The organism is Paenibacillus sp. SSG-1 (assembly GCF_002224835.1).
GTDB classification, from domain to species: Bacteria; Bacillota; Bacilli; order Paenibacillales; family Paenibacillaceae; genus Paenibacillus_AQ; species Paenibacillus_AQ favisporus.
On sequence record NZ_MBRK01000001.1, the window covers coordinates 138,048 to 154,969 of the forward strand.

Sequence of the window (16,922 nt, forward strand, 5' to 3'; positions counted from 1 at the left end):
TGCCCAATGAGTCCAACATTTGCTTTCTCCCGTATTGGCTACGTATATGTTCCGACAACCCGTATTGATGAATCTATTGCGTGGTACACGGAAAACTTGGATTTCAAATTAATGAATAAGTTTCAGGACCGTGGGTCTTATATTGCCGTGCTGCACCATCCTCATCAACATTCGATTGCTTTGCTGCTCATTGAAACAGAAGACAAGCAGCCGCTTGAAATTAGGAGGAACGGCAAGCCTTTTCCGATCATGGCGATAAACTGTCCGGACATTGAATACACCCATCAATTTATGAGGAACAAGGGGCTGATGGTCGAAGATTTGCAGACTCTCGGAGATGGAGAAGCTAAATATTTTTACTTTAGAGATCATGAGGGGAATCTGCTGGAGGCCGCTTGGTCCATATGGGATCCACAGGACGAATTGAAAGAGGATTTTGTAAGCAGGTAACCCATATCAAGAGAGGAGAGCGTTGTTTAATGGAATTGTTGAGTGGCTACATTTATATCCCTGTAACGAATCTGGAACGATCCGTAGAATGGTATGCCAAATATCTTCATTTTGAAACTGCGTTTGAAGATCCTTTGTACGTGGAAATGAGGTCAACAACGGGAATTCGGATCATGCTGATCGTAAGTGGAGAAGCGGTAAACTCACAGATGTCGTATTCAAGTGGTCCGCAAGCTGCGTACGGTTTTGTCGTTCCTGATATTGATCAAGCCAGGCAGTGGCTGATAGATCATGGGATTGAAGTCAGACGGATATCGAATTACCAGGGGAAGTCTTTTGGATTTTATGATCCGGATGGGAACATCATCGAATTATGGAGCGACTATCCGAAGGCATAACCTTTGCCTGAAAGATTTGCAAAAGGGTGATTGCAAAAATGATAAAGAGGTTACCGCTAGTTCCATATAATATGCTGATGCTGCTCGTGTGGATGTACTGGTACAGCCTTTTTTATTGGTGTATGGAGGGATATGTGCCTGCCTATCTCATCATTGGAAGCTGCTTGTTCCTCGCTCTGGTGTGGATTTCCGGTAATGTTTTTTGGATACGAAGGGCTCAGCTTGCTTGGGGAAGTTCCGTCTTGATCATTGGATTAACCCTGGTTTTGATGTACTTCGACCCTGTATTAAAGCCCATTTATTTTGAAAAGATCAATTCGAAAGCGATGCATCAATCTTTTCAAATCCTAGCGTATTTTAGAGATTGGAAATGATGATTTAGCAACAGGAGTGACGATGTTGAACTATCACAATAAAAAGAAGTATTTTTTATCAGCGGATCAGATCGTACAGCTAATCGACTCGAATGAAGGGTGTAGTAGGAGGAGATGAGATGGAAGAATCCACGATAATTGCGAGAACGATTTCTTCACTTAAGAAAAGGTTAGAGTCCAACAATAACGTTCTTATCCTTCAGCTGGAGGAAGGTTTTATTACTGAAGCGACATGTATTTTTTATGAACCCGTTTCCGATGCCGAGCTGGCGGCTTTTTCGGATCGTATAGGCTATCAATTACCTGATGATTATGTGGCATTTCTAAAGATTGCTAATGGATGTAGATTATTCGATGACCCCAATTACGGCGGGGAGAATTATTTGTACAGTCTAGAGGAAATATTGCAATTCACATATGAGGAACCATGCGAGGGATATTTAAAAATCGGTTATTTTTATCAAGATAACATCTTTATTGACCTGAATTTATTTAAACGTGGACAAAAGAATTACCTCTTCGTAAAAGGACATATTAGCCAATTCTCTGAGGGCAGGCCTTTACATATGAATTTTGAATTATGGTTCGACCGGTTTGTCATTAGTCAAGGTACGAAGTTTTGGAACTATTCGATCTACACGCCAGAAAACTACTACAGTACGAGATGAATTGTCATTGATATTCAAGAACTGTCATTTGCACAAAAATACTACTTTTGAGGAGCCTTTTCCTATGCCAACCCAGGATCCTATCTATACGAATCACTCCAACATGTATGACGCCATGGTCAGCCGTCAGCCTGATCTCTATGACATCATCAATACAATCAGAGTTTTCAAAAATTTGGACGTGCTGGATTTAGGCGCAGGGGCGGGGCGATTATCGACGGTAATTGCACCTGAGGCGAAATCTCTAATCTGCACGGATATCTCCCGTCCGATGCTGGACATCTTGGAGAGCAAGCTGCAGGGGATGAACGGTCCGTTGAATTGGAAAACCGTGGTGTCGGACCATAGGGAGCTGCCCCTACCCGATCAGAGCATTGACCTGGTTGTCTCGGGATGGAGTATTTGTTACCTGGCCGATGCGTCAGATAATCATTGGGAACAGAATATGGAACAAATCATGGCCGAGCTGCAGCGGGTGTTAAGGCCTAAGGGAACGATCATTATTTTTGAAACGATGGGAACGGGATATGAGACGCCGCATCCTCCTGAATTTTTGCAGCCGTATTATGCATTACTTCAAGACAAATACGGATTTGACCATCAATGGATCAGAACCGATTATGACTTTGGGAGTATCGAAGAAGCCATTCATCATACGGAGTTTTTCTTCGGACAAGAACTTGTTGATGGGATCCTTCAGAATCAGTGGGCATCGGTTCCGGAATGTGCGGGGATCTGGTGGAAGCATTTTTGAAGATGAGCTTAAATAGCCAAAAGGAGTGTTGATATGAACTTCCATTTGAATGAAGCCCTCGAAATATTGGAGCGCACGCCGCAAACCTTGGAACGCTTCTTATCCGGTCTATCCGAGGGATGGCTGCATAGCAATGAAGGGGAAGGAACCTGGAACCCGCTTGAAGTCGTTGAGCACCTCGTAGAAGCGGAGAAGCATAACTGGATCCCGCGGATGGAATCCATTCTTGCGGAAGGGGAAAACAATCCGTTTCCCGTATTCGACCGCTATGCCCACTTGAAAGACACGTCCGAGAGAACCGTTGAAGAGGCATTATCAGACTTCCATACCCTCAGAATGGCGAACATATCCAAACTGAGGGCAGTCGTCAATCCTCACGATCTGGAAAAGACCGGTCTGCATCCGGAATTCGGCGTCGTGAAGTTAAGGGAGCTCCTCTCTGCATGGGTTGTTCATGATTTTACGCATATGGCGCAAATGGTCCGGGTGATGGCGGAGAGATACCGAGCTGACGTTGGACCGTGGAGTGCATATTTAGGCATTTTAAAAAGGAGCTGAGCTCTTCTGCTTTCGAAGAGCTGCCTAGCTCGCTTTAGCGTTTAACCCTAATTTGAAGGTAGGATGGTGTCGGCCATGAAGACCGGGATCGAGACGAAAGAGCATCAAGCAAGTTTAGGAACAGGTACGATGAGGGCGCTTGTCTATGAAACTTACGGACAGCCGGATGTTCTTCGGATTGAAGAGGTGGAGATCCCTAAGCCCAAGGAACATGAAATGTTGATCGCGGTCCACGCCGCATCTGTAAACTCCTGGGACTGGGATCTCCTGCGCGGAAAACCGTTTGTGAACCGTATTGGTGGGATGCGGAGGCCCCGTTACCGCATTTTAGGTGCAGACATTGCAGGAAGGGTTATTGCTGTGGGGGCGGCTGCCAAGCGGTTTCGTCCCGGCGATGAAGTGTTTGGGGATATTTCCGGCTGCGGCTGGGGAGGGTTTGCAGAGTACGTCTGCGCTGACGAAAAAGCACTGACGCCGAAGCCGGAAGGCATAAGCTTCGAGCAGGCGGCAGCCATCCCTCAAGCAGCGGTTCTGGCCTTGCAAGGACTGCGCGATAAAGGAAAGCTAGCGAAAGGCAGTCACGTTCTCATCAATGGAGCAGGCGGCGGTGTAGGCACGTTCGGGATTCAATACGCCAAGCTGCATGGGGCAGTGGTAACCGGCGTAGATCGGGCCGAGAAGCTGGAAACGCTGCTTTCCGTGGGGGCGGATCATGTTGTGGATTATATGAATGAAGATTTTACTGTAGGTGATAAGCGGTATGATCTGATTCTCGATGTGGTCGGAAACCGATCCGTATTTGCGATCCAGCGCGCACTCCAACAGGGCGGCACCTATGTCATGGTGGGTGGTCCCTTTCCGCGTATTTTTCAGACATTATTGACTGCACCGTGGACGGCTAAGCTTCAAAAAAAGAACTTGGGATTGCTGATCCATAAGCCGAACCATGAGGACCAGTTGATCTGGAGGTCTTTGGTGGAAACGGGTCAAGTCAAGCCTGTCATTGATCGGGTTTATTCGTTGGGGGATGCGGCCAAGGCTTTTGAGTATTTCGGCCAAGGTCGAGCTATAGGCAAGGTGGTCGTTCGAATAGACAGAGGCGTTCCGGAGAAATAAGGATGTTTTAAGGAAAAACCTTGTTAATTTTAGGAATCCATATAAAATGAATTCAATGTTTCATGGGATGTTACAAAATATCGGAGGAGAAGAGGATATGATTCAATCCATCGTGCACATCGCGCTAGTTGTTAAGGATTACGATGAGGCTATCGATTTTTATACGAAAAAGCTTCAGTTTACGTTAGTCGAGGATACGTATCAGCCGGAACAGGATAAGCGCTGGGTCGTCGTTGCTCCTCCAGGCTCGGCAGGTACGACCATTTTGCTCGCAAGGGCATCGAAACCCGAACAGGAACCATTCATTGGCAATCAGTCCGGCGGAAGGGTGTTTTTATTTCTGAATACGGATGATTTCTGGAGAGATTACAACGATATGATCGCCAAAGGGATCAAATTTGTGAGGGAGCCGAAAGAGCAGTCCTATGGAATGGTCGCCGTCTTTAAAGACCTGTATGGGAACCTGTGGGACTTGCTTCAATTGAAAGAAGGCCATCCGATCATGGAGCGAATGAAAGCAGGTTATTCCTAAAGTGAAGAAGCTGATCATGTTCTGTTTGATGTTGTCTTTCTTAGTTGGCTGCAGCTCAGGAAAATCTAATCATACGCCACAGGATGGAATTGCCGTGTATTTCAGCAAAAATGATAATTGGGCTGCTACAGTAACTCTAATTCGTTCGAAGGATTCAATTTTTGAGTCATTATATATTCAGGATATTGGTGATCCAAATGAAACGCATTCCCCGATTGAATATTCTCTTGAAGGAAATGGAGTAAACATGGAAAGTCAGTATCCCCAAAAACTTCAGGGAGTGAGAAGCTTTCAGGCCTCTTCGGAATTTAATCAGAAATTGTTTAAAAAAGAAGGCCTAGACAAGGAATACACACTTACGATAAAAAGCTTAGGAGAAGTTAGCGAATTAAAATTACAATTAATCGACGGCGAGAGGGATTTCTGAGATTCCTTGCGCTGAACCTTTATCATAGACGTCCTGGCTCTAAGCGCAGTTTAACAATACGAACCCAACAGGAGGATACGATGCCCGAAATCCCCAACATACAAAGAGGAACAGCCGATGAAGCGAATTACGTAAGAAATAAATTGATTGAATTTAACTCCAAACAAGTTCCCAATGGCATTTATGAAGAAATGAACCTGTGCGTAAAGGATCAAGAGGAACACATCATAGCCGGCCTAAACAGTGTGATATGCTGGAACTGGATGGAAATTGATATTCTGTGGGTAGATGATGAGCATCGTGGAAGCGGGCATGGGAAAAGGTTACTGGAAGAAGCTGAAGAAATTGCACGCTCAAAGCAGTGTACTTTCATTAAATTAAATACCTTCAGCTTTCAGGCTCCAGAGTTTTATAAGAAATATGGATATAAAGAAATGGCCGTGATCGAGAACGCACCTCTAGGAAGTAAGCATTACTACTTCATAAAAGAGTTAATCGATTATCAAGTTTAGGAGCATGATTGGAATGACAACAAGCTCAGGCAACGTAAGGGCTTGTTTTTTATACAAGTATTAATTGGTGAGCGGGTGATGTCATTGAAGATTGAACTGAAAACCTTATCAGAAACCGACGACAGAGACATTTTTGAGATGATCGATGAAATTGGACTAGGCGAAAACGGATTTACCACCAATTTTCCGGAACATGATTTCGATCAGTTTAAAGCCAGTTTACCTAGATTGGTTGAAATTTCAGCGGGGATTAACTTGCCTGAGGGCTATGTTCCACAGACGATTTACTGGATGTACATCAATGATCGTCCCGTTGCCTATGGAAAATTGAGACATCGATTGAATGAACGCTTGGCGGAATATGGCGGACATATCGGTTATATCGTACGGCCTAGTGAACGTGGCAAGGGCTACGGAAAGCTTTTCTTGTCGGAGCTATTAAAGAAAGCAAAGGATTTTGGAATTGAAAAATTGCTACTCACCTGTGACGAAGTAAATATAAAGTCCAGGAAGGTCATTGAATGTAACAGCGGAACTCTTGAGGGGATTAATAAAGGGATTTGCAAGTACTGGATACAGCTTTAATGGAAGTTCGAAATAATGGGATCGGCATCAGGTAACCCATGTGTTCATTTGTATTTCATTGAAGGGAGAATTTCAATGAATTTTGCAGCAGTTGTTTTGGATTTAGACGGAACTCTCCTCAACTCCGATAAACAAATTACTGACCGGAACTATAAGGCTATTCAGGATTGTTACGAGAAAGGAATGAAAATCATCTTTGCGACCGCACGGCCACCAAGAGCTGTGAGATGGTTATTACCGGAAGAACTACTGAGGATGGGTTCAACTATTTTTTACAACGGAGCCCTATATTAAATGCGAACAAACAGGAATTCATCATCATGAACCTATTGAAGCTCGAATGACCGCTGAGGTTTTGGAATATGGGTTAAGCTGCGACATGGATTTGAAAATAAGTCTGGAAGTCATGGATGAATGGCTGAGCCTTGAGGAGTATGATTATACAGCATATATGAAGGTTCAGGAAAATCCCACCGCGAAATCGTTGGAAGAACTAAAAAAACTGGATGCAACAAAAATTCTTTTTTACGGCAATATGGATACCAGCTCATTTAATGAGAAGCTTGCAGACCAGCTTGCAGACCAGCTTGCAGACCAGCTTGCAGACCAATTGAATGTGATCGTTACAGATCATGGAGAACTTGTTCAGATTACTTCTAAAATGGCCTCAAAGGAGAAGGCTGTAGATCTACTATGCAAAAGCTTGAAAGTTCCTCTGGAAAATGTGATCGCCTTTGGTGACGATCGAAATGATCTTGGATTATTTAGAGTTTGTGGTTGGCCCGTGGCAATGGGAAATGCAGTGGAAGAACTAAAGGCGTTGGCAAAAGAGGTCACGGATACGAATGATAACGATGGAGTTGCGAAGATACTGGAAAATATTCTGTAGGCATTACTTCATTGGAAATCAAATAAGGGTGGTTCGATGAAAATCATTCATAGTTCAGATGAAGAATACACCATTGCAAAAACAGCAATTAGAAAGCAGGTAGAAACTAGCTCATGAGATACAAACATCTTTTATTTGATCTGGACGGCACGATCACGGACCCTAAGATAGGGATTACCAAGTCGGTACAGTATGCACTGAACAAATTCGGGATCCAAGAGGATGACTTAGATAAGCTGGAGCCGTTTATCGGTCCCCCGTTGAAAAACTCGTTTATGGAAATCTATTCTTTTTCCGAGGACCAGGCGCTGCAAGGCGTTGAATATTATAGGGAGTATTTTAGGGAGCGCGGAATGTTTGAAAATGAGCTGTATCCCGGGATGCAGAGCGTGCTGAAGCAGCTGCAGGACGACGGATTTACGCTGTATGTCGCCACCTCTAAACCGAAAGTGTTTGCGGATGAGATCCTCAAGTATTTTGAAGTAGACCATTACTTTGAAGGGGTCGTTGGCAGTCATCTGGATGGGACGCTGTCCGACAAAACCGAAATCATTACATACATCCTCCAGAACAGAAACCTTGTGAAAAGCGAAGCGGTTATGATCGGCGACCGAAAGCACGATATGATCGGGGCCAAAAACAACGGGATTGACTCTATTGGAGCCGAGTATGGATATGGAAGCGACGGAGAGTTGCTCCGTGAAAATTGCACTTATTACATCAAGAAGTTCGAGGACATTCTGGGTATAGTCTATTAAGAATGGAGTGTCATGGACGGTCAGACGACAAAACAAATGTGAATGAGGAGAGCAACCGAGATGAATGCACGATTAATCAAACCTACGGCAGAACTGCAAGAGGAGTACCTCTCTTTTTATCTGGACTGGAAGGAAAGCAACGAACCGATTGTGCCTTGGGTCGTTTCGAAGGATCCTGCGGATTTTGCAGGGATGATCCGGTTTTTAGAGGACAATGAACAAGGCAAGGACCTGCCGGATGGATATGTAAGGAACTCCACGTTGTGGCTGGTGACGGAGACGAATCAGATCGTAGGAGCCGTAAATATACGACATGAGCTTAATGAAAAATTATTGGAAAGCAGCGGACATATCGGATATGGGATCCGTCCTTCGGAAAGGCAAAAAGGCTACGCCACCCAATTGCTCTCCTTATCCCTTCAAGAAGCCAAGAAGCTTGGAATACATAAAGTGTTGGTGGTCTGCGATGCCTATAATATAGGCTCCAAGAAGACGATCCTCAACAATGGCGGGATTCCAGACCAGGACTTTATTGAGGAAGACGGAAATGTCTTGAACCGTTTTTGGTTCGAGGTCTAAGGGCAGCACAGACCGGAAAAGAATACTTCCGATGACATGGCTCACGGACCGCCAGAGGAAGAAGCGGATTTTCACCCAGTAGACTTCAGTGAGAGGGAGTGGGATGACAGTGTTGGTATCCATATCGGCGATGGTATTCACTATTTTGATTTTTATTGTGGTGCTTTTTCAACTGGCTTTGGCACTAGGGATGCCATGGGGAAGTTATGCGATGGGTGGAAAGTTCCCGGGGAAATACCCGCCGGGTATGCGAGTGGGGGCGATTGTCCAGGCTATCGTTCTTCTCGGCATCGCGTCGATCGTGCTGAGCGTGTCGGACTTATTCGTTCCGTCGTGGGATTGGTTTGCCAACAAAGCGATCTGGTTTGTGGTTGCTTTTTCAACGATTTCAACCGTGCTGAACCTGATTACTCAAAGTAAATGGGAAAGAAGGATCTGGGCGCCCGTCTCTGTGTTAATGCTCGTGACGAGTGTGATTGTTGCGGTAGGGTAGCTATGTTAGATCAGGCGGATGTGGATGTAAGAGAGAGGCTCAAGGAGCAGCTGTTTGGGGAATCTTCATAAGATTTTTAAGGATTCACAATCCTGGAGAAAGTGACGGGAACACTTGTGCGTATATGTAATAAAAGGTAAAATATAACTACAATTGAATCTTGGGTGGGCATGGTTTCCCTTCGAAAGGAGGTGAAGCCATGGAAGTAAAAGACGCATTAACGATCATGTTCCTATTTGGGACGTTCATTCTTGCTCTTTTAACATACATCAATAATAACAACAAGAAAAAGTAAAAACCCACCCAAAGGTTGGAAGCAAAAGGTGGGTTTTTTCCTTTATACTGACTAAGAAGGGGGATCCCATCCAAGCCAATTGTATGGACCAAGTGTTACCAGCACTTGGTCTTTATTACATATATAATAACACAAAAAAAATATGTATCAAAGATGATGCAATTTAGGATTTGATCTTTTTGTAGGTGCGCATTTGAAGGATTGTAAGGAGCGCGAACAATTATAAAGATCCGTAAAGACATTATAGGAAATGGTCCGAATCATTTTGAAGTAGCGAGACGGATCAACGAGGAGGAGAGCGTTATGTTTTTCGTTAATGCGAGGGCCATCATTGAACGCGTTCATCGCAACCAAACGGAAATCATTCTTCAGACCCGCAGCAAGCCGGGCGAAGAATCATTGGAATTGCCAGGAGGAAGATTGGAGCTCTATGAACCGATTCTGGATGGATTAAGACGCGAAGTGCGAGAAGAGACAGGACTAACCATCGTCGAAGTAGAGGGCAGCGAGAAAAGGATCGATACGCGCGGGATCAACCCAGGGTTTGAGGTAGAGTGTGTCGAACCCTTTTGTGTATATCAGACTATCAAAGGTCCGGTTGATTCCATTGGCATGTACTTTTTATGCAGAGCGGAAGGGACCTTGCTTCGAAATGGTGATGAAACGGCGGATGCCGGTTGGAGATCGGTCGAGGAAGTCCAGAGGATGATGAAAGAGGAACCAAGACAGTTTTCCGATGTGGACCGGGCTGGGATCATGTATTATTTGAAGCATAAGTTTGGATTGTTACAGTAAAGTAAAGCCATATAACTGCAGGTTAGGCGAAAGGGAGGAACTTCATGAATAGCGCATTTATTTTCGATATGGATGGCGTCATTATTGACAGCGAACCGATTCATTTTGACGTGGATATTAAGACATTGGATTACTTTGGTGTGACAACGACAGAACAGGAGCTGGAGCGGTTTGTCGGGATGACGAATCCCGAGATGCTGGGCATTTTCAGGCAGGAGCACAACTTGGTGCATACGATTCAGGAAATGATTGAGTATCAACTGAATCTGAAAATGAATATTCTCAATAATCTCGAAATAGAGCCTATAGTAGGCATTCGGGAGCTGATTGCTCAACTTAAGCAGCGGAATATTCCGATGGCGGTCGCTTCGTCTTCTCCGAGGATTTTTATTGAAGGTGTTCTTGAAAAATTCGGGCTGAGCCATTTTTTCAAGACCGTGGTCAGCGGTGAAGAGGTTCCAAAAGGAAAACCCGCACCCGATATTTACCTCGAGACTGCAAAACAGCTCGGAGTCGACCCGCAGAAATGCGTCGTTCTTGAAGATTCAAGAAACGGGGTAATCGCTGCCAAGAAGGCCGGCATGAAGTGCATTGGCTATCTGAACCCGAACTCGGGGAACCAGAACCTGGACCAAGCGGATATCACAGTACATTCCTACGATGAGATCAAGCTTGGGGAGATTTTTTAAGCGGATGGAGACTGTAGTAGCTAATGAGTATGTTTTCCGTTGCGTTTTCGTTATATCACATGAGGGAGGATTAGGATGCCAATTTGTATCAATCAAAATGGGGATGTGTTTGACGAATTTCTGCCCGTGTCCGAAGAGGAAGCAGCCCAAATGAACCTGGATTTTCCGATAACTCACGCCTTGGTCGTTGCCAGGAATAAAGACGGATTCTTGCTGCTCCATAATACATGGAAAAATCACTGGGAGTTACCCGGCGGAATATTGGAGCCTGGCGAATCTCTTCGGGAATGCGCTATACGCGAGATGGCTGAGGAGACCAATCAAACCTCGGATCATGTTACATTTAGAGGAATGATGAAGTTCCGGTTAAAGGACGGCAGGATCGAATACGGCGGATTGTTTTGTGCGGATATTGACCAGGAGAGGCCTTTTGTCATCAATAATGAAGCGAGCAGAATTGTATTCTGGGATGGTCAACAAGACATCGGTTATATTGATGAGATTGACAAGGAATTATTGAAATATTATTAAGCCAAAACATGGTTGATCCGTGAAAAATGAAGGGAGGAAGTATTGTGAATCATCTCGTAGAGAACGTCGATCACGTGCAATTACCGGTGCCGGATATTCCGCAAGCGGTTGAGTGGTATAACAAAGTGCTGGGTCTTGAAGTGATGACGGTGTATGATCATGCGGCTTGGTTAAAATTTAACTCTGGTCCGGTTCTCATGCTGCACCGAAGCACAAAGAATGAGCGAACATTTTGGCTGGCGGAAGATGGATTTCCGATGCCGTCATTCATGTTTATCACCCGGCAGATCGAACGCCTGCGCGATACGCTGCAGGACAACGAAGTACATATCAGGCAGTATGAAGATCACGGATTCGGCTGGGTCATCAAATTCGTCGATCCGTTCGGAAATGAGCTGGGTGCCTACCAGCCGAAGGATCAACCGTCATGAGCAGGCTCGTCGTTCTGACCGTTGGGGTAACCCATAGCGGTAAATCGACGTTTGCCCAAGCCTTGGAAGGAGAAATGCCGAACTCCCTGGTCATTGATCAGGACAACCATGCGGACTTTATCAATACCTACTACCGGGCTTTGCTGCCAAAACAAGGACCTAATCGGATCAAATATGCCGTGACTCAGACCATTGTGGATTATGCGGTAAATCAGACCTCCTATCATCTCATCCTGTGCAACTCCAACCGCCATCGCCATGCCCGCTTCAAACTGATCGATTATTACCGAAACCACGGGTTTACGACGGTTGTCGTTTATTTTGACCTTCCGGATGCGATCCTCCAAGAAAGGGTAGCTCAAAGCCAGCGCAGCACTTCCATCTTCAGCAAAGCTTCTTCCTTTAAAGCCGTTTTGGATCGACAGCAGGCGGAGTCTCCGGACAGCGGCGTCATAGAGCCTACGGCGGAGGAAGCAGACCATTTCTTTGTGATCCGGAACGGCGATGATGCCGGTGACGTGATTCGCCAGGTTGCTGAACTGGCAGCACCCAACTTCGACTGAAAAGGGGCAGCGTTTCGATGAGAAGGACCCTACTGCAATCTATCGTCTTCTCGGCAGTCTACGATCATCATTTCCACTTTAGTTATCCTCACAAGGAGGCCCAGAATTTGAATACAGACACGCTATTCGGCACCTTTCCTACCTTACACAACGACAGCATTGAGCTGGGTAAAATCGAACCGGCCCATTTAGATGACCTGTACGACATTTATTCCAACGACCGCGTGTTTGACTACTGCGGAATTATCCCCAAGCATAATAAAGATACGGTGAAAAAGATGATCGGGCATTTCGAACGCGACTATAACAAAAAATCGAGAGTGAAGTGGGGCATCTTTATCCCGGACTCCTCCCGAAAACTGGCCGGTATTGCCGAAGTGTATGATATCAACTCCAAAGTGAATATGATGTCCATCGGCTACTTTTTAAATGAAGATTATTGGGGGCAGGGCATCGCCACGAAAGCGGTGCAGCTGCTGACCGGCTATTTATTCGAACAGGTGGGGGTCAATCGGCTGCAGGCCGAAGTGATGCCGGCGAACGATGCTTCCAAGCGCGTGCTGCAGAAGAACGGTTTTATGCTGGAAGGCACGTTAAGGCAGGCAACCGTCTGGTCGGGTAAAGGCGTTGTCGATTTGGAGATCTACGGTTTGCTGAAAGAAGAATATGCTGCGTCCCATACGGCGCCTGAGCAGTTCAAAAATATAGAAGAGCCCGGGGTTCGTTTCAGATAGCTGTAACCTAGGCTGCCCTTTCTGAGAGGATGATTCGGTTTGAAAATTGCGCTGGTTTTGTTCGATGGTGTTACGTTTCTGGATTTTGTCGGCTTTTATGATGTCATTTACCGCCTGCGGCAGTTTGAGCCAACGAAAGATACGACATGGGACATTTGCGGCTTAACAGAGGAAGTGACAGATGAACTGGGAATGCGGGTCAGCGTAAATGTAATCCGGCCGGATTTATCCAGGTATGACCTGGTGTTCATCCCTGGGGGAATGGGAACGCGAAAGCTGCGGGAGGATGCGGATTTTCTCAACTGGATTCGAACAGCTGAATCGGCGGAATTCAAAGTGTCCGTATGCACGGGTTCCCTGCTGTGGGGAGCTGCGGGGTTTTTAAAAGGACGGAAAGCGACGACCCATCCCAACGTCTACGATTTGCTGAAGCCTTACTGCAAAGAGGTGGTTCAAGCCCGGATTGTAAAAGATGGCCATTTCATCACGGCTGGCGGGGTGGCCACCTCCATTGATCTGGGCGTATACGTCATTGAACGATTCGCAGGAGCAGAAGCGGCGCAGCTCGTGAAAAAGCAGATCGACTACCCTTACCAAGCCACCGGTATTGTAGAGGTATGACCAGGGCAGTGCGGGTAAGCAGCCTGTCTTAGGTGCTTCACGGGTCGCATAGATTGTTTTTATTTTCCGGAAATGATAACTTGAAGTAATGACCAACGGAGGAAGTTGGATTTTATACTCAGGAGTGTTAACGGAAATGACAATCGCCAAGAACTTAACTGAACTTATAGGAAATACGCCGCTGCTGGAGCTGGGCCATGTGATGGAGAAGCACGAGCTTCAGGCGACCCTCATTGCGAAACTGGAGTATTTTAACCCGGCAGGCAGCGTAAAGGACCGCATCGGTTATGCCATGATCAAGGATGCCGAGGAGAGCGGACTGCTGAACAAGGACTCGGTGATCATCGAGCCGACGAGCGGAAATACCGGGGTAGGCCTGGCTTTTGCGGCAGCGGCTCTCGGTTACAAGCTGATTATTACCCTGCCGGAGAGCTTTAGCCTGGAGCGCCGCAAGCTGCTGCTTGCGCTTGGAGCCGAGCTGGTGCTGACACCGGCGAATGAAGGGATGGGAGGTGCCATCCGCAAAGCCGAAGAAATCGCGGCATCCACCCCGAACTCTTTTATTCCGCAGCAATTTAACAACCCGGCCAATCCGGCGATTCACCGGATGACGACAGCAGAAGAGATTTGGAGAGATACCGGCGGGGACGTGGACATTTTCGTCAGCGGTGTCGGGACAGGCGGCACCATCACTGGCGTTGGCGAAGTGTTGAAGGAAAGAAATCCGTCCGTGCGGATCGTGGCGGTGGAGCCTTCTGCCTCGGCGGTTCTGTCTGGAGGGAAGAAGGGGGCGCACCAGATTCAAGGCATCGGAGCGGGCTTCATACCGGATAACTTCAACCCGTCTATCGTCGATGAGATCATCCAGGTCAAGGACGAAGACGCGCTGGAAACGGCCCGTTCGCTGTCCAGATGGGAAGGACTGCTGGTGGGCATCTCGTCCGGGGCTGCCGTGTACGCGGCCATTCAATTGGCCAAAAGACCGGAGTATCACAATAAACGGATCGTCGTCCTGCTGCCCGATACAGGGGAAAGATATCTCTCGACGCCTCTTTTTCCTAACGTATAACCAAGTCAGCATCCCGGGATGATTCTATTTCATGGAAGGGGAGAGACGGATGGCTCAAATTAAAATTTTCGGTTTGCGTTCCGCGCTGAAGCCGATCCAGGGCGCTTTTTCGGATGTGCTTCATGCCTGTGCCGTGGAGGCGCTGCAGCTGCCTCAGGATAAAAGGTTTCACCGGTTCTTTTTCATGGATCAAGAAGACTTCATTTACCCCGGTGACCGCACCGACAAATATACGATTATTGAAATCAGCATGTTCGAAGGACGATCGGCTGCCGCGAAAAAGCAGCTGATCCAGCTTCTTTTCGAAAAAATTCCCGCCTTGGGGATCGGCGTTTCCGATCTGGAAATCACGATTTTTGAAACACCGAAAGCAAATTGGGGAATCCGCGGCCTTCCGGGGGACGAGCTTCATCTCAATTATCGGGTGGACGTGTAGAGCAAGGAGAGCAGCAATGGACAGGGAAATGGAGGCGGACTTTCCGGAGGAGGCAAGCAGTGAAAGAGATCATAAAGCAGAGTTTAGTAGAAATTGAACAGAAGCATCAGGTTAAGATTCTTTTCGCTGTGGAATCAGGAAGTCGTGCATGGGGTTTTCCTTCCAAAGACAGCGACTACGATGTTCGTTTTGTCTATGTGAACAGGCCGGAGTGGTACCTGTCTATCGACGATAAGCGGGACGTTATCGAACTGCCCATAAACGATATGCTGGATATCAACGGATGGGACATCCGAAAAGCGCTGAAGCTGTTTAGAAAGTCCAATCCTCCACTGCTGGAATGGCTCGTTTCTGACATCGTTTATGATGAAAACTATGGATTTAAAGACGAATTGTTAGACATCAAAGAGAAGGTGTTTTCTCCCAAAGCATCCATGCACCATTATCTAAGTATGGCCCAAGGGAATTTCCGTGAGTATTTGCGCGGTGAGCATGTGAAGATTAAAAAGTACTTCTATGTGCTGCGGCCCATTCTGGCATGCAAATGGATCGAAAAGTATAACACGAGTCCTCCGATTCTCTTTCAGGATCTCGTTGCGGATTTAATTTCAGATGAGTCCCTTTTAGAAGAAGTTCATTCGCTCTTAAGCCGTAAGATGGCTGGGGAGGAACTGGATTATGAAAAGCGGATTGATCGCATCAATGACTTTATCGAAGCCGAAATTGAGCACGTTATCGATTTTTTGAAGGACTTTAAGTCAGAACTCCAAGATCCGACGCCGCTGCTGGATGAATTATTCCGGAAGTACTTGAAGGTGGTTTGGAGTTAATGTAAGCACTTATAACGATTGGAGGACGATCACATGTTATTTCTGTTTGTCATCCTGCTGATCGCTCTGGTTGCCATCATCAACAACCAATATACAAGCCTGAAAAGGATGGATGCGCTGCAGCAAACCCTGCGGGAGATCAGCGAAAAATTAAGCGACCGCAGCAGGGAGTAACGCCGGCGCGCATCCGATCCCAATGAAGACAGAGAGGCGTCCTGTGTGGATTCCTCTCTTTTGTGTCGCCAGGAAAGGAGACAGATATGGAAAACCAATGGAGAATCGCGCCTTACGATCCGGCGTGGAGACAACTCTTTTCTGGATTGGGGATGAAACTAAGAGGAGCCTTGGGGGAGGCCGCCGTGAGAATCGACCATGTGGGATCGACCTCTATTCCCGGGATGGATGCGAAGCCGATCATCGATGTTCAGGTGTCGGTAGCGGAATTGCAGGATGTTGCCCGTTACCGTGACAAGATCGAATCCGTCGGTTTTATGTTCCGGGAGGATAATCCCGACTTGACGAAAAAATACTTTCGTGAAGTTCCCGGCACCCGCAGAACGCATATCCATGTGCGGCAGGCAGGGAGCTGGTCGAGCAGCTGAACCTATTGTTCCGGGACTACCTGCGCGAACATCCCCAAGACTGCCAGCGTTATGCGGCCGAGAAGCATCGCCTGATGCAGCGGTTTCAGCACGAACGCGAGAAATATGTGGAGGGGAAAGGGCCTGTTGTATGGGAGATTCTGCAGAGAGCGCATGATTGGTCGCAAGCGACCGGCTGGACGCCGCCGAGATCGGATGCATAGCATAGCCGAAGATCAACATGCCGGGCAGCA

Annotated in this window: 30 protein-coding genes; all 30 read left to right on the forward strand. The window is 46.7% G+C overall.

The window, feature by feature from the left end:
• Positions 1–6: 6 nt before the first annotated feature.
• The 30 genes from BCV73_RS00755 (at position 7) to BCV73_RS35590 (ending at position 16,892) form a co-directional block, all read left to right on the forward strand.
• Positions 7–450, forward strand: a complete 444-nt coding sequence (locus BCV73_RS00755; protein ID WP_089545608.1) for a VOC family protein — start codon at positions 7–9, stop codon at positions 448–450.
• Between the two features lie 29 nt (positions 451–479).
• Positions 480–848 (forward strand): VOC family protein, encoded by a 369-nt coding sequence (locus BCV73_RS00760; RefSeq protein ID WP_179231843.1) that lies wholly within the window; start codon positions 480–482, stop codon positions 846–848.
• Positions 849–925: 77 nt separating this feature from the next.
• Complete coding sequence (locus tag BCV73_RS35330; RefSeq protein ID WP_218828080.1) at positions 926–1,222, forward strand: hypothetical protein; 297 nt, start codon at positions 926–928, stop codon at positions 1,220–1,222.
• Between the two features lie 119 nt (positions 1,223–1,341).
• Positions 1,342–1,890, forward strand: coding sequence for an SMI1/KNR4 family protein (locus BCV73_RS00770; RefSeq protein WP_089545610.1), 549 nt, complete (start codon positions 1,342–1,344; stop codon positions 1,888–1,890).
• A 64-nt stretch (positions 1,891–1,954) separates the two neighbouring features.
• Positions 1,955–2,644: a class I SAM-dependent methyltransferase gene (locus BCV73_RS00775; protein ID WP_089545611.1), complete on the forward strand. Its 690-nt coding sequence runs from the start codon at positions 1,955–1,957 to the stop codon at positions 2,642–2,644.
• 33 nt (positions 2,645–2,677) lie between these two features.
• Complete coding sequence (locus BCV73_RS00780) at positions 2,678–3,202, forward strand: DinB family protein (RefSeq protein WP_089545612.1); 525 nt, start codon at positions 2,678–2,680, stop codon at positions 3,200–3,202.
• Between the two features lie 75 nt (positions 3,203–3,277).
• Positions 3,278–4,318, forward strand: coding sequence for an NAD(P)-dependent alcohol dehydrogenase (locus BCV73_RS00785; protein WP_256992704.1), 1,041 nt, complete (start codon positions 3,278–3,280; stop codon positions 4,316–4,318).
• A 97-nt stretch (positions 4,319–4,415) separates the two neighbouring features.
• Positions 4,416–4,850, forward strand: coding sequence for a VOC family protein (locus tag BCV73_RS00790; RefSeq protein ID WP_089545613.1), 435 nt, complete (start codon positions 4,416–4,418; stop codon positions 4,848–4,850).
• A 1-nt stretch (position 4,851) separates the two neighbouring features.
• A complete protein-coding gene (locus tag BCV73_RS00795; protein WP_089545614.1) occupies positions 4,852–5,277 on the forward strand; it encodes a putative periplasmic lipoprotein in 426 nt (141 codons plus the stop codon).
• Between the two features lie 80 nt (positions 5,278–5,357).
• Positions 5,358–5,789, forward strand: coding sequence for a GNAT family N-acetyltransferase (locus BCV73_RS00800; protein ID WP_089545615.1), 432 nt, complete (start codon positions 5,358–5,360; stop codon positions 5,787–5,789).
• Between the two features lie 78 nt (positions 5,790–5,867).
• Complete coding sequence (locus BCV73_RS00805) at positions 5,868–6,374, forward strand: GNAT family N-acetyltransferase (RefSeq protein ID WP_343219873.1); 507 nt, start codon at positions 5,868–5,870, stop codon at positions 6,372–6,374.
• 75 nt (positions 6,375–6,449) lie between these two features.
• Complete coding sequence (locus tag BCV73_RS00810; protein WP_179231844.1) at positions 6,450–6,668, forward strand: HAD family hydrolase; 219 nt, start codon at positions 6,450–6,452, stop codon at positions 6,666–6,668.
• A 16-nt stretch (positions 6,669–6,684) separates the two neighbouring features.
• Positions 6,685–7,263: an HAD hydrolase family protein gene (locus BCV73_RS00815; protein WP_343220514.1), complete on the forward strand. Its 579-nt coding sequence runs from the start codon at positions 6,685–6,687 to the stop codon at positions 7,261–7,263.
• Between the two features lie 113 nt (positions 7,264–7,376).
• The gene (locus BCV73_RS00820; protein WP_089545618.1) at positions 7,377–8,021 is read left to right on the forward strand and encodes an HAD family hydrolase; all 645 of its coding nucleotides are present in this window, start codon (positions 7,377–7,379) and stop codon (positions 8,019–8,021) included.
• Between the two features lie 60 nt (positions 8,022–8,081).
• Positions 8,082–8,600, forward strand: a complete 519-nt coding sequence (locus BCV73_RS00825; protein WP_089545619.1) for a GNAT family N-acetyltransferase — start codon at positions 8,082–8,084, stop codon at positions 8,598–8,600.
• A gap of 103 nt (positions 8,601–8,703) precedes the next feature.
• The gene (locus BCV73_RS00830) at positions 8,704–9,093 is read left to right on the forward strand and encodes a hypothetical protein (protein ID WP_256992705.1); all 390 of its coding nucleotides are present in this window, start codon (positions 8,704–8,706) and stop codon (positions 9,091–9,093) included.
• A gap of 199 nt (positions 9,094–9,292) precedes the next feature.
• A complete protein-coding gene (gene comI / locus BCV73_RS35580) occupies positions 9,293–9,388 on the forward strand; it encodes a competence inhibitor ComI (protein WP_019419116.1) in 96 nt (31 codons plus the stop codon).
• A gap of 303 nt (positions 9,389–9,691) precedes the next feature.
• Positions 9,692–10,183, forward strand: coding sequence for an NUDIX hydrolase (locus BCV73_RS00835; protein ID WP_089545620.1), 492 nt, complete (start codon positions 9,692–9,694; stop codon positions 10,181–10,183).
• Positions 10,184–10,227: 44 nt separating this feature from the next.
• Positions 10,228–10,872, forward strand: a complete 645-nt coding sequence (locus BCV73_RS00840; RefSeq protein ID WP_089545621.1) for an HAD family hydrolase — start codon at positions 10,228–10,230, stop codon at positions 10,870–10,872.
• Between the two features lie 150 nt (positions 10,873–11,022).
• Positions 11,023–11,403: an NUDIX hydrolase gene (locus tag BCV73_RS00845; protein WP_167372901.1), complete on the forward strand. Its 381-nt coding sequence runs from the start codon at positions 11,023–11,025 to the stop codon at positions 11,401–11,403.
• A gap of 44 nt (positions 11,404–11,447) precedes the next feature.
• Positions 11,448–11,834 carry a VOC family protein gene (locus BCV73_RS00850; RefSeq protein WP_179231845.1) on the forward strand — a complete coding sequence of 129 codons (387 nt, stop codon included), beginning with the start codon at positions 11,448–11,450 and terminating at the stop codon, positions 11,832–11,834.
• Positions 11,831–12,397: an ATP-binding protein gene (locus BCV73_RS00855; RefSeq protein ID WP_089545623.1), complete on the forward strand. Its 567-nt coding sequence runs from the start codon at positions 11,831–11,833 to the stop codon at positions 12,395–12,397. Before BCV73_RS00850 ends, BCV73_RS00855 begins: the two co-directional genes overlap by 4 nt.
• A gap of 107 nt (positions 12,398–12,504) precedes the next feature.
• Positions 12,505–13,131: a GNAT family N-acetyltransferase gene (locus BCV73_RS00860; RefSeq protein ID WP_089545624.1), complete on the forward strand. Its 627-nt coding sequence runs from the start codon at positions 12,505–12,507 to the stop codon at positions 13,129–13,131.
• 39 nt (positions 13,132–13,170) lie between these two features.
• Entirely contained in the window at positions 13,171–13,752 is a 582-nt protein-coding gene (locus BCV73_RS00865; RefSeq protein ID WP_089545625.1) for a DJ-1/PfpI family protein, read from the forward strand.
• A gap of 136 nt (positions 13,753–13,888) precedes the next feature.
• Positions 13,889–14,821 (forward strand): cysteine synthase A, encoded by a 933-nt coding sequence (cysK, locus tag BCV73_RS00870; protein WP_089545626.1) that lies wholly within the window; start codon positions 13,889–13,891, stop codon positions 14,819–14,821.
• A gap of 49 nt (positions 14,822–14,870) precedes the next feature.
• A complete protein-coding gene (locus tag BCV73_RS00875) occupies positions 14,871–15,257 on the forward strand; it encodes a tautomerase family protein (protein WP_089545627.1) in 387 nt (128 codons plus the stop codon).
• Between the two features lie 59 nt (positions 15,258–15,316).
• Positions 15,317–16,087 carry a nucleotidyltransferase domain-containing protein gene (locus BCV73_RS00880; RefSeq protein ID WP_089545628.1) on the forward strand — a complete coding sequence of 257 codons (771 nt, stop codon included), beginning with the start codon at positions 15,317–15,319 and terminating at the stop codon, positions 16,085–16,087.
• Between the two features lie 33 nt (positions 16,088–16,120).
• The gene (locus BCV73_RS34905; RefSeq protein WP_179231846.1) at positions 16,121–16,261 is read left to right on the forward strand and encodes a hypothetical protein; all 141 of its coding nucleotides are present in this window, start codon (positions 16,121–16,123) and stop codon (positions 16,259–16,261) included.
• A gap of 86 nt (positions 16,262–16,347) precedes the next feature.
• Positions 16,348–16,689, forward strand: coding sequence for a GrpB family protein (locus BCV73_RS35585; protein ID WP_256992706.1), 342 nt, complete (start codon positions 16,348–16,350; stop codon positions 16,687–16,689).
• A 5-nt stretch (positions 16,690–16,694) separates the two neighbouring features.
• Positions 16,695–16,892 carry a GrpB family protein gene (locus tag BCV73_RS35590; RefSeq protein ID WP_256992707.1) on the forward strand — a complete coding sequence of 66 codons (198 nt, stop codon included), beginning with the start codon at positions 16,695–16,697 and terminating at the stop codon, positions 16,890–16,892.
• Positions 16,893–16,922 lie beyond the last annotated feature (30 nt).

What these genes read in the sequence shown, in the direction of transcription:
- BCV73_RS00780 (WP_089545612.1), top strand. Translation starts at nt 2,678, where the DNA reads ATGAACTTCCATTTGAATGAAGCCCTCGAAATATTGGAGCGCACGCCG.
- BCV73_RS00790 (WP_089545613.1), top strand. Translation starts at nt 4,416, where the DNA reads ATGATTCAATCCATCGTGCACATCGCGCTAGTTGTTAAGGATTACGAT.
- BCV73_RS00800 (WP_089545615.1), top strand. Translation starts at nt 5,358, where the DNA reads ATGCCCGAAATCCCCAACATACAAAGAGGAACAGCCGATGAAGCGAAT.
- BCV73_RS00830 (WP_256992705.1), top strand. Translation starts at nt 8,704, where the DNA reads ATGACAGTGTTGGTATCCATATCGGCGATGGTATTCACTATTTTGATT.
- BCV73_RS00840 (WP_089545621.1), top strand. Translation starts at nt 10,228, where the DNA reads ATGAATAGCGCATTTATTTTCGATATGGATGGCGTCATTATTGACAGC.
- BCV73_RS00820 (WP_089545618.1), top strand. Translation starts at nt 7,377, where the DNA reads ATGAGATACAAACATCTTTTATTTGATCTGGACGGCACGATCACGGAC.
- BCV73_RS00805 (WP_343219873.1), top strand. Translation starts at nt 5,868, where the DNA reads ATGTCATTGAAGATTGAACTGAAAACCTTATCAGAAACCGACGACAGA.
- BCV73_RS34905 (WP_179231846.1), top strand. Translation starts at nt 16,121, where the DNA reads ATGTTATTTCTGTTTGTCATCCTGCTGATCGCTCTGGTTGCCATCATC.
- BCV73_RS35330 (WP_218828080.1), top strand. Translation starts at nt 926, where the DNA reads ATGCTGCTCGTGTGGATGTACTGGTACAGCCTTTTTTATTGGTGTATG.
- BCV73_RS00855 (WP_089545623.1), top strand. Translation starts at nt 11,831, where the DNA reads ATGAGCAGGCTCGTCGTTCTGACCGTTGGGGTAACCCATAGCGGTAAA.
- BCV73_RS00755 (WP_089545608.1), top strand. Translation starts at nt 7, where the DNA reads ATGAGTCCAACATTTGCTTTCTCCCGTATTGGCTACGTATATGTTCCG.
- BCV73_RS00770 (WP_089545610.1), top strand. Translation starts at nt 1,342, where the DNA reads ATGGAAGAATCCACGATAATTGCGAGAACGATTTCTTCACTTAAGAAA.
- BCV73_RS00785 (WP_256992704.1), top strand. Translation starts at nt 3,278, where the DNA reads ATGAAGACCGGGATCGAGACGAAAGAGCATCAAGCAAGTTTAGGAACA.
- BCV73_RS35585 (WP_256992706.1), top strand. Translation starts at nt 16,348, where the DNA reads ATGGAAAACCAATGGAGAATCGCGCCTTACGATCCGGCGTGGAGACAA.
- BCV73_RS00825 (WP_089545619.1), top strand. Translation starts at nt 8,082, where the DNA reads ATGAATGCACGATTAATCAAACCTACGGCAGAACTGCAAGAGGAGTAC.
- BCV73_RS00875 (WP_089545627.1), top strand. Translation starts at nt 14,871, where the DNA reads ATGGCTCAAATTAAAATTTTCGGTTTGCGTTCCGCGCTGAAGCCGATC.
- BCV73_RS00810 (WP_179231844.1), top strand. Translation starts at nt 6,450, where the DNA reads ATGAATTTTGCAGCAGTTGTTTTGGATTTAGACGGAACTCTCCTCAAC.
- BCV73_RS00775 (WP_089545611.1), top strand. Translation starts at nt 1,955, where the DNA reads ATGCCAACCCAGGATCCTATCTATACGAATCACTCCAACATGTATGAC.
- comI (WP_019419116.1), top strand. Translation starts at nt 9,293, where the DNA reads ATGGAAGTAAAAGACGCATTAACGATCATGTTCCTATTTGGGACGTTC.
- BCV73_RS00760 (WP_179231843.1), top strand. Translation starts at nt 480, where the DNA reads ATGGAATTGTTGAGTGGCTACATTTATATCCCTGTAACGAATCTGGAA.
- BCV73_RS00845 (WP_167372901.1), top strand. Translation starts at nt 11,023, where the DNA reads ATGAACCTGGATTTTCCGATAACTCACGCCTTGGTCGTTGCCAGGAAT.
- cysK (WP_089545626.1), top strand. Translation starts at nt 13,889, where the DNA reads ATGACAATCGCCAAGAACTTAACTGAACTTATAGGAAATACGCCGCTG.
- BCV73_RS00835 (WP_089545620.1), top strand. Translation starts at nt 9,692, where the DNA reads ATGTTTTTCGTTAATGCGAGGGCCATCATTGAACGCGTTCATCGCAAC.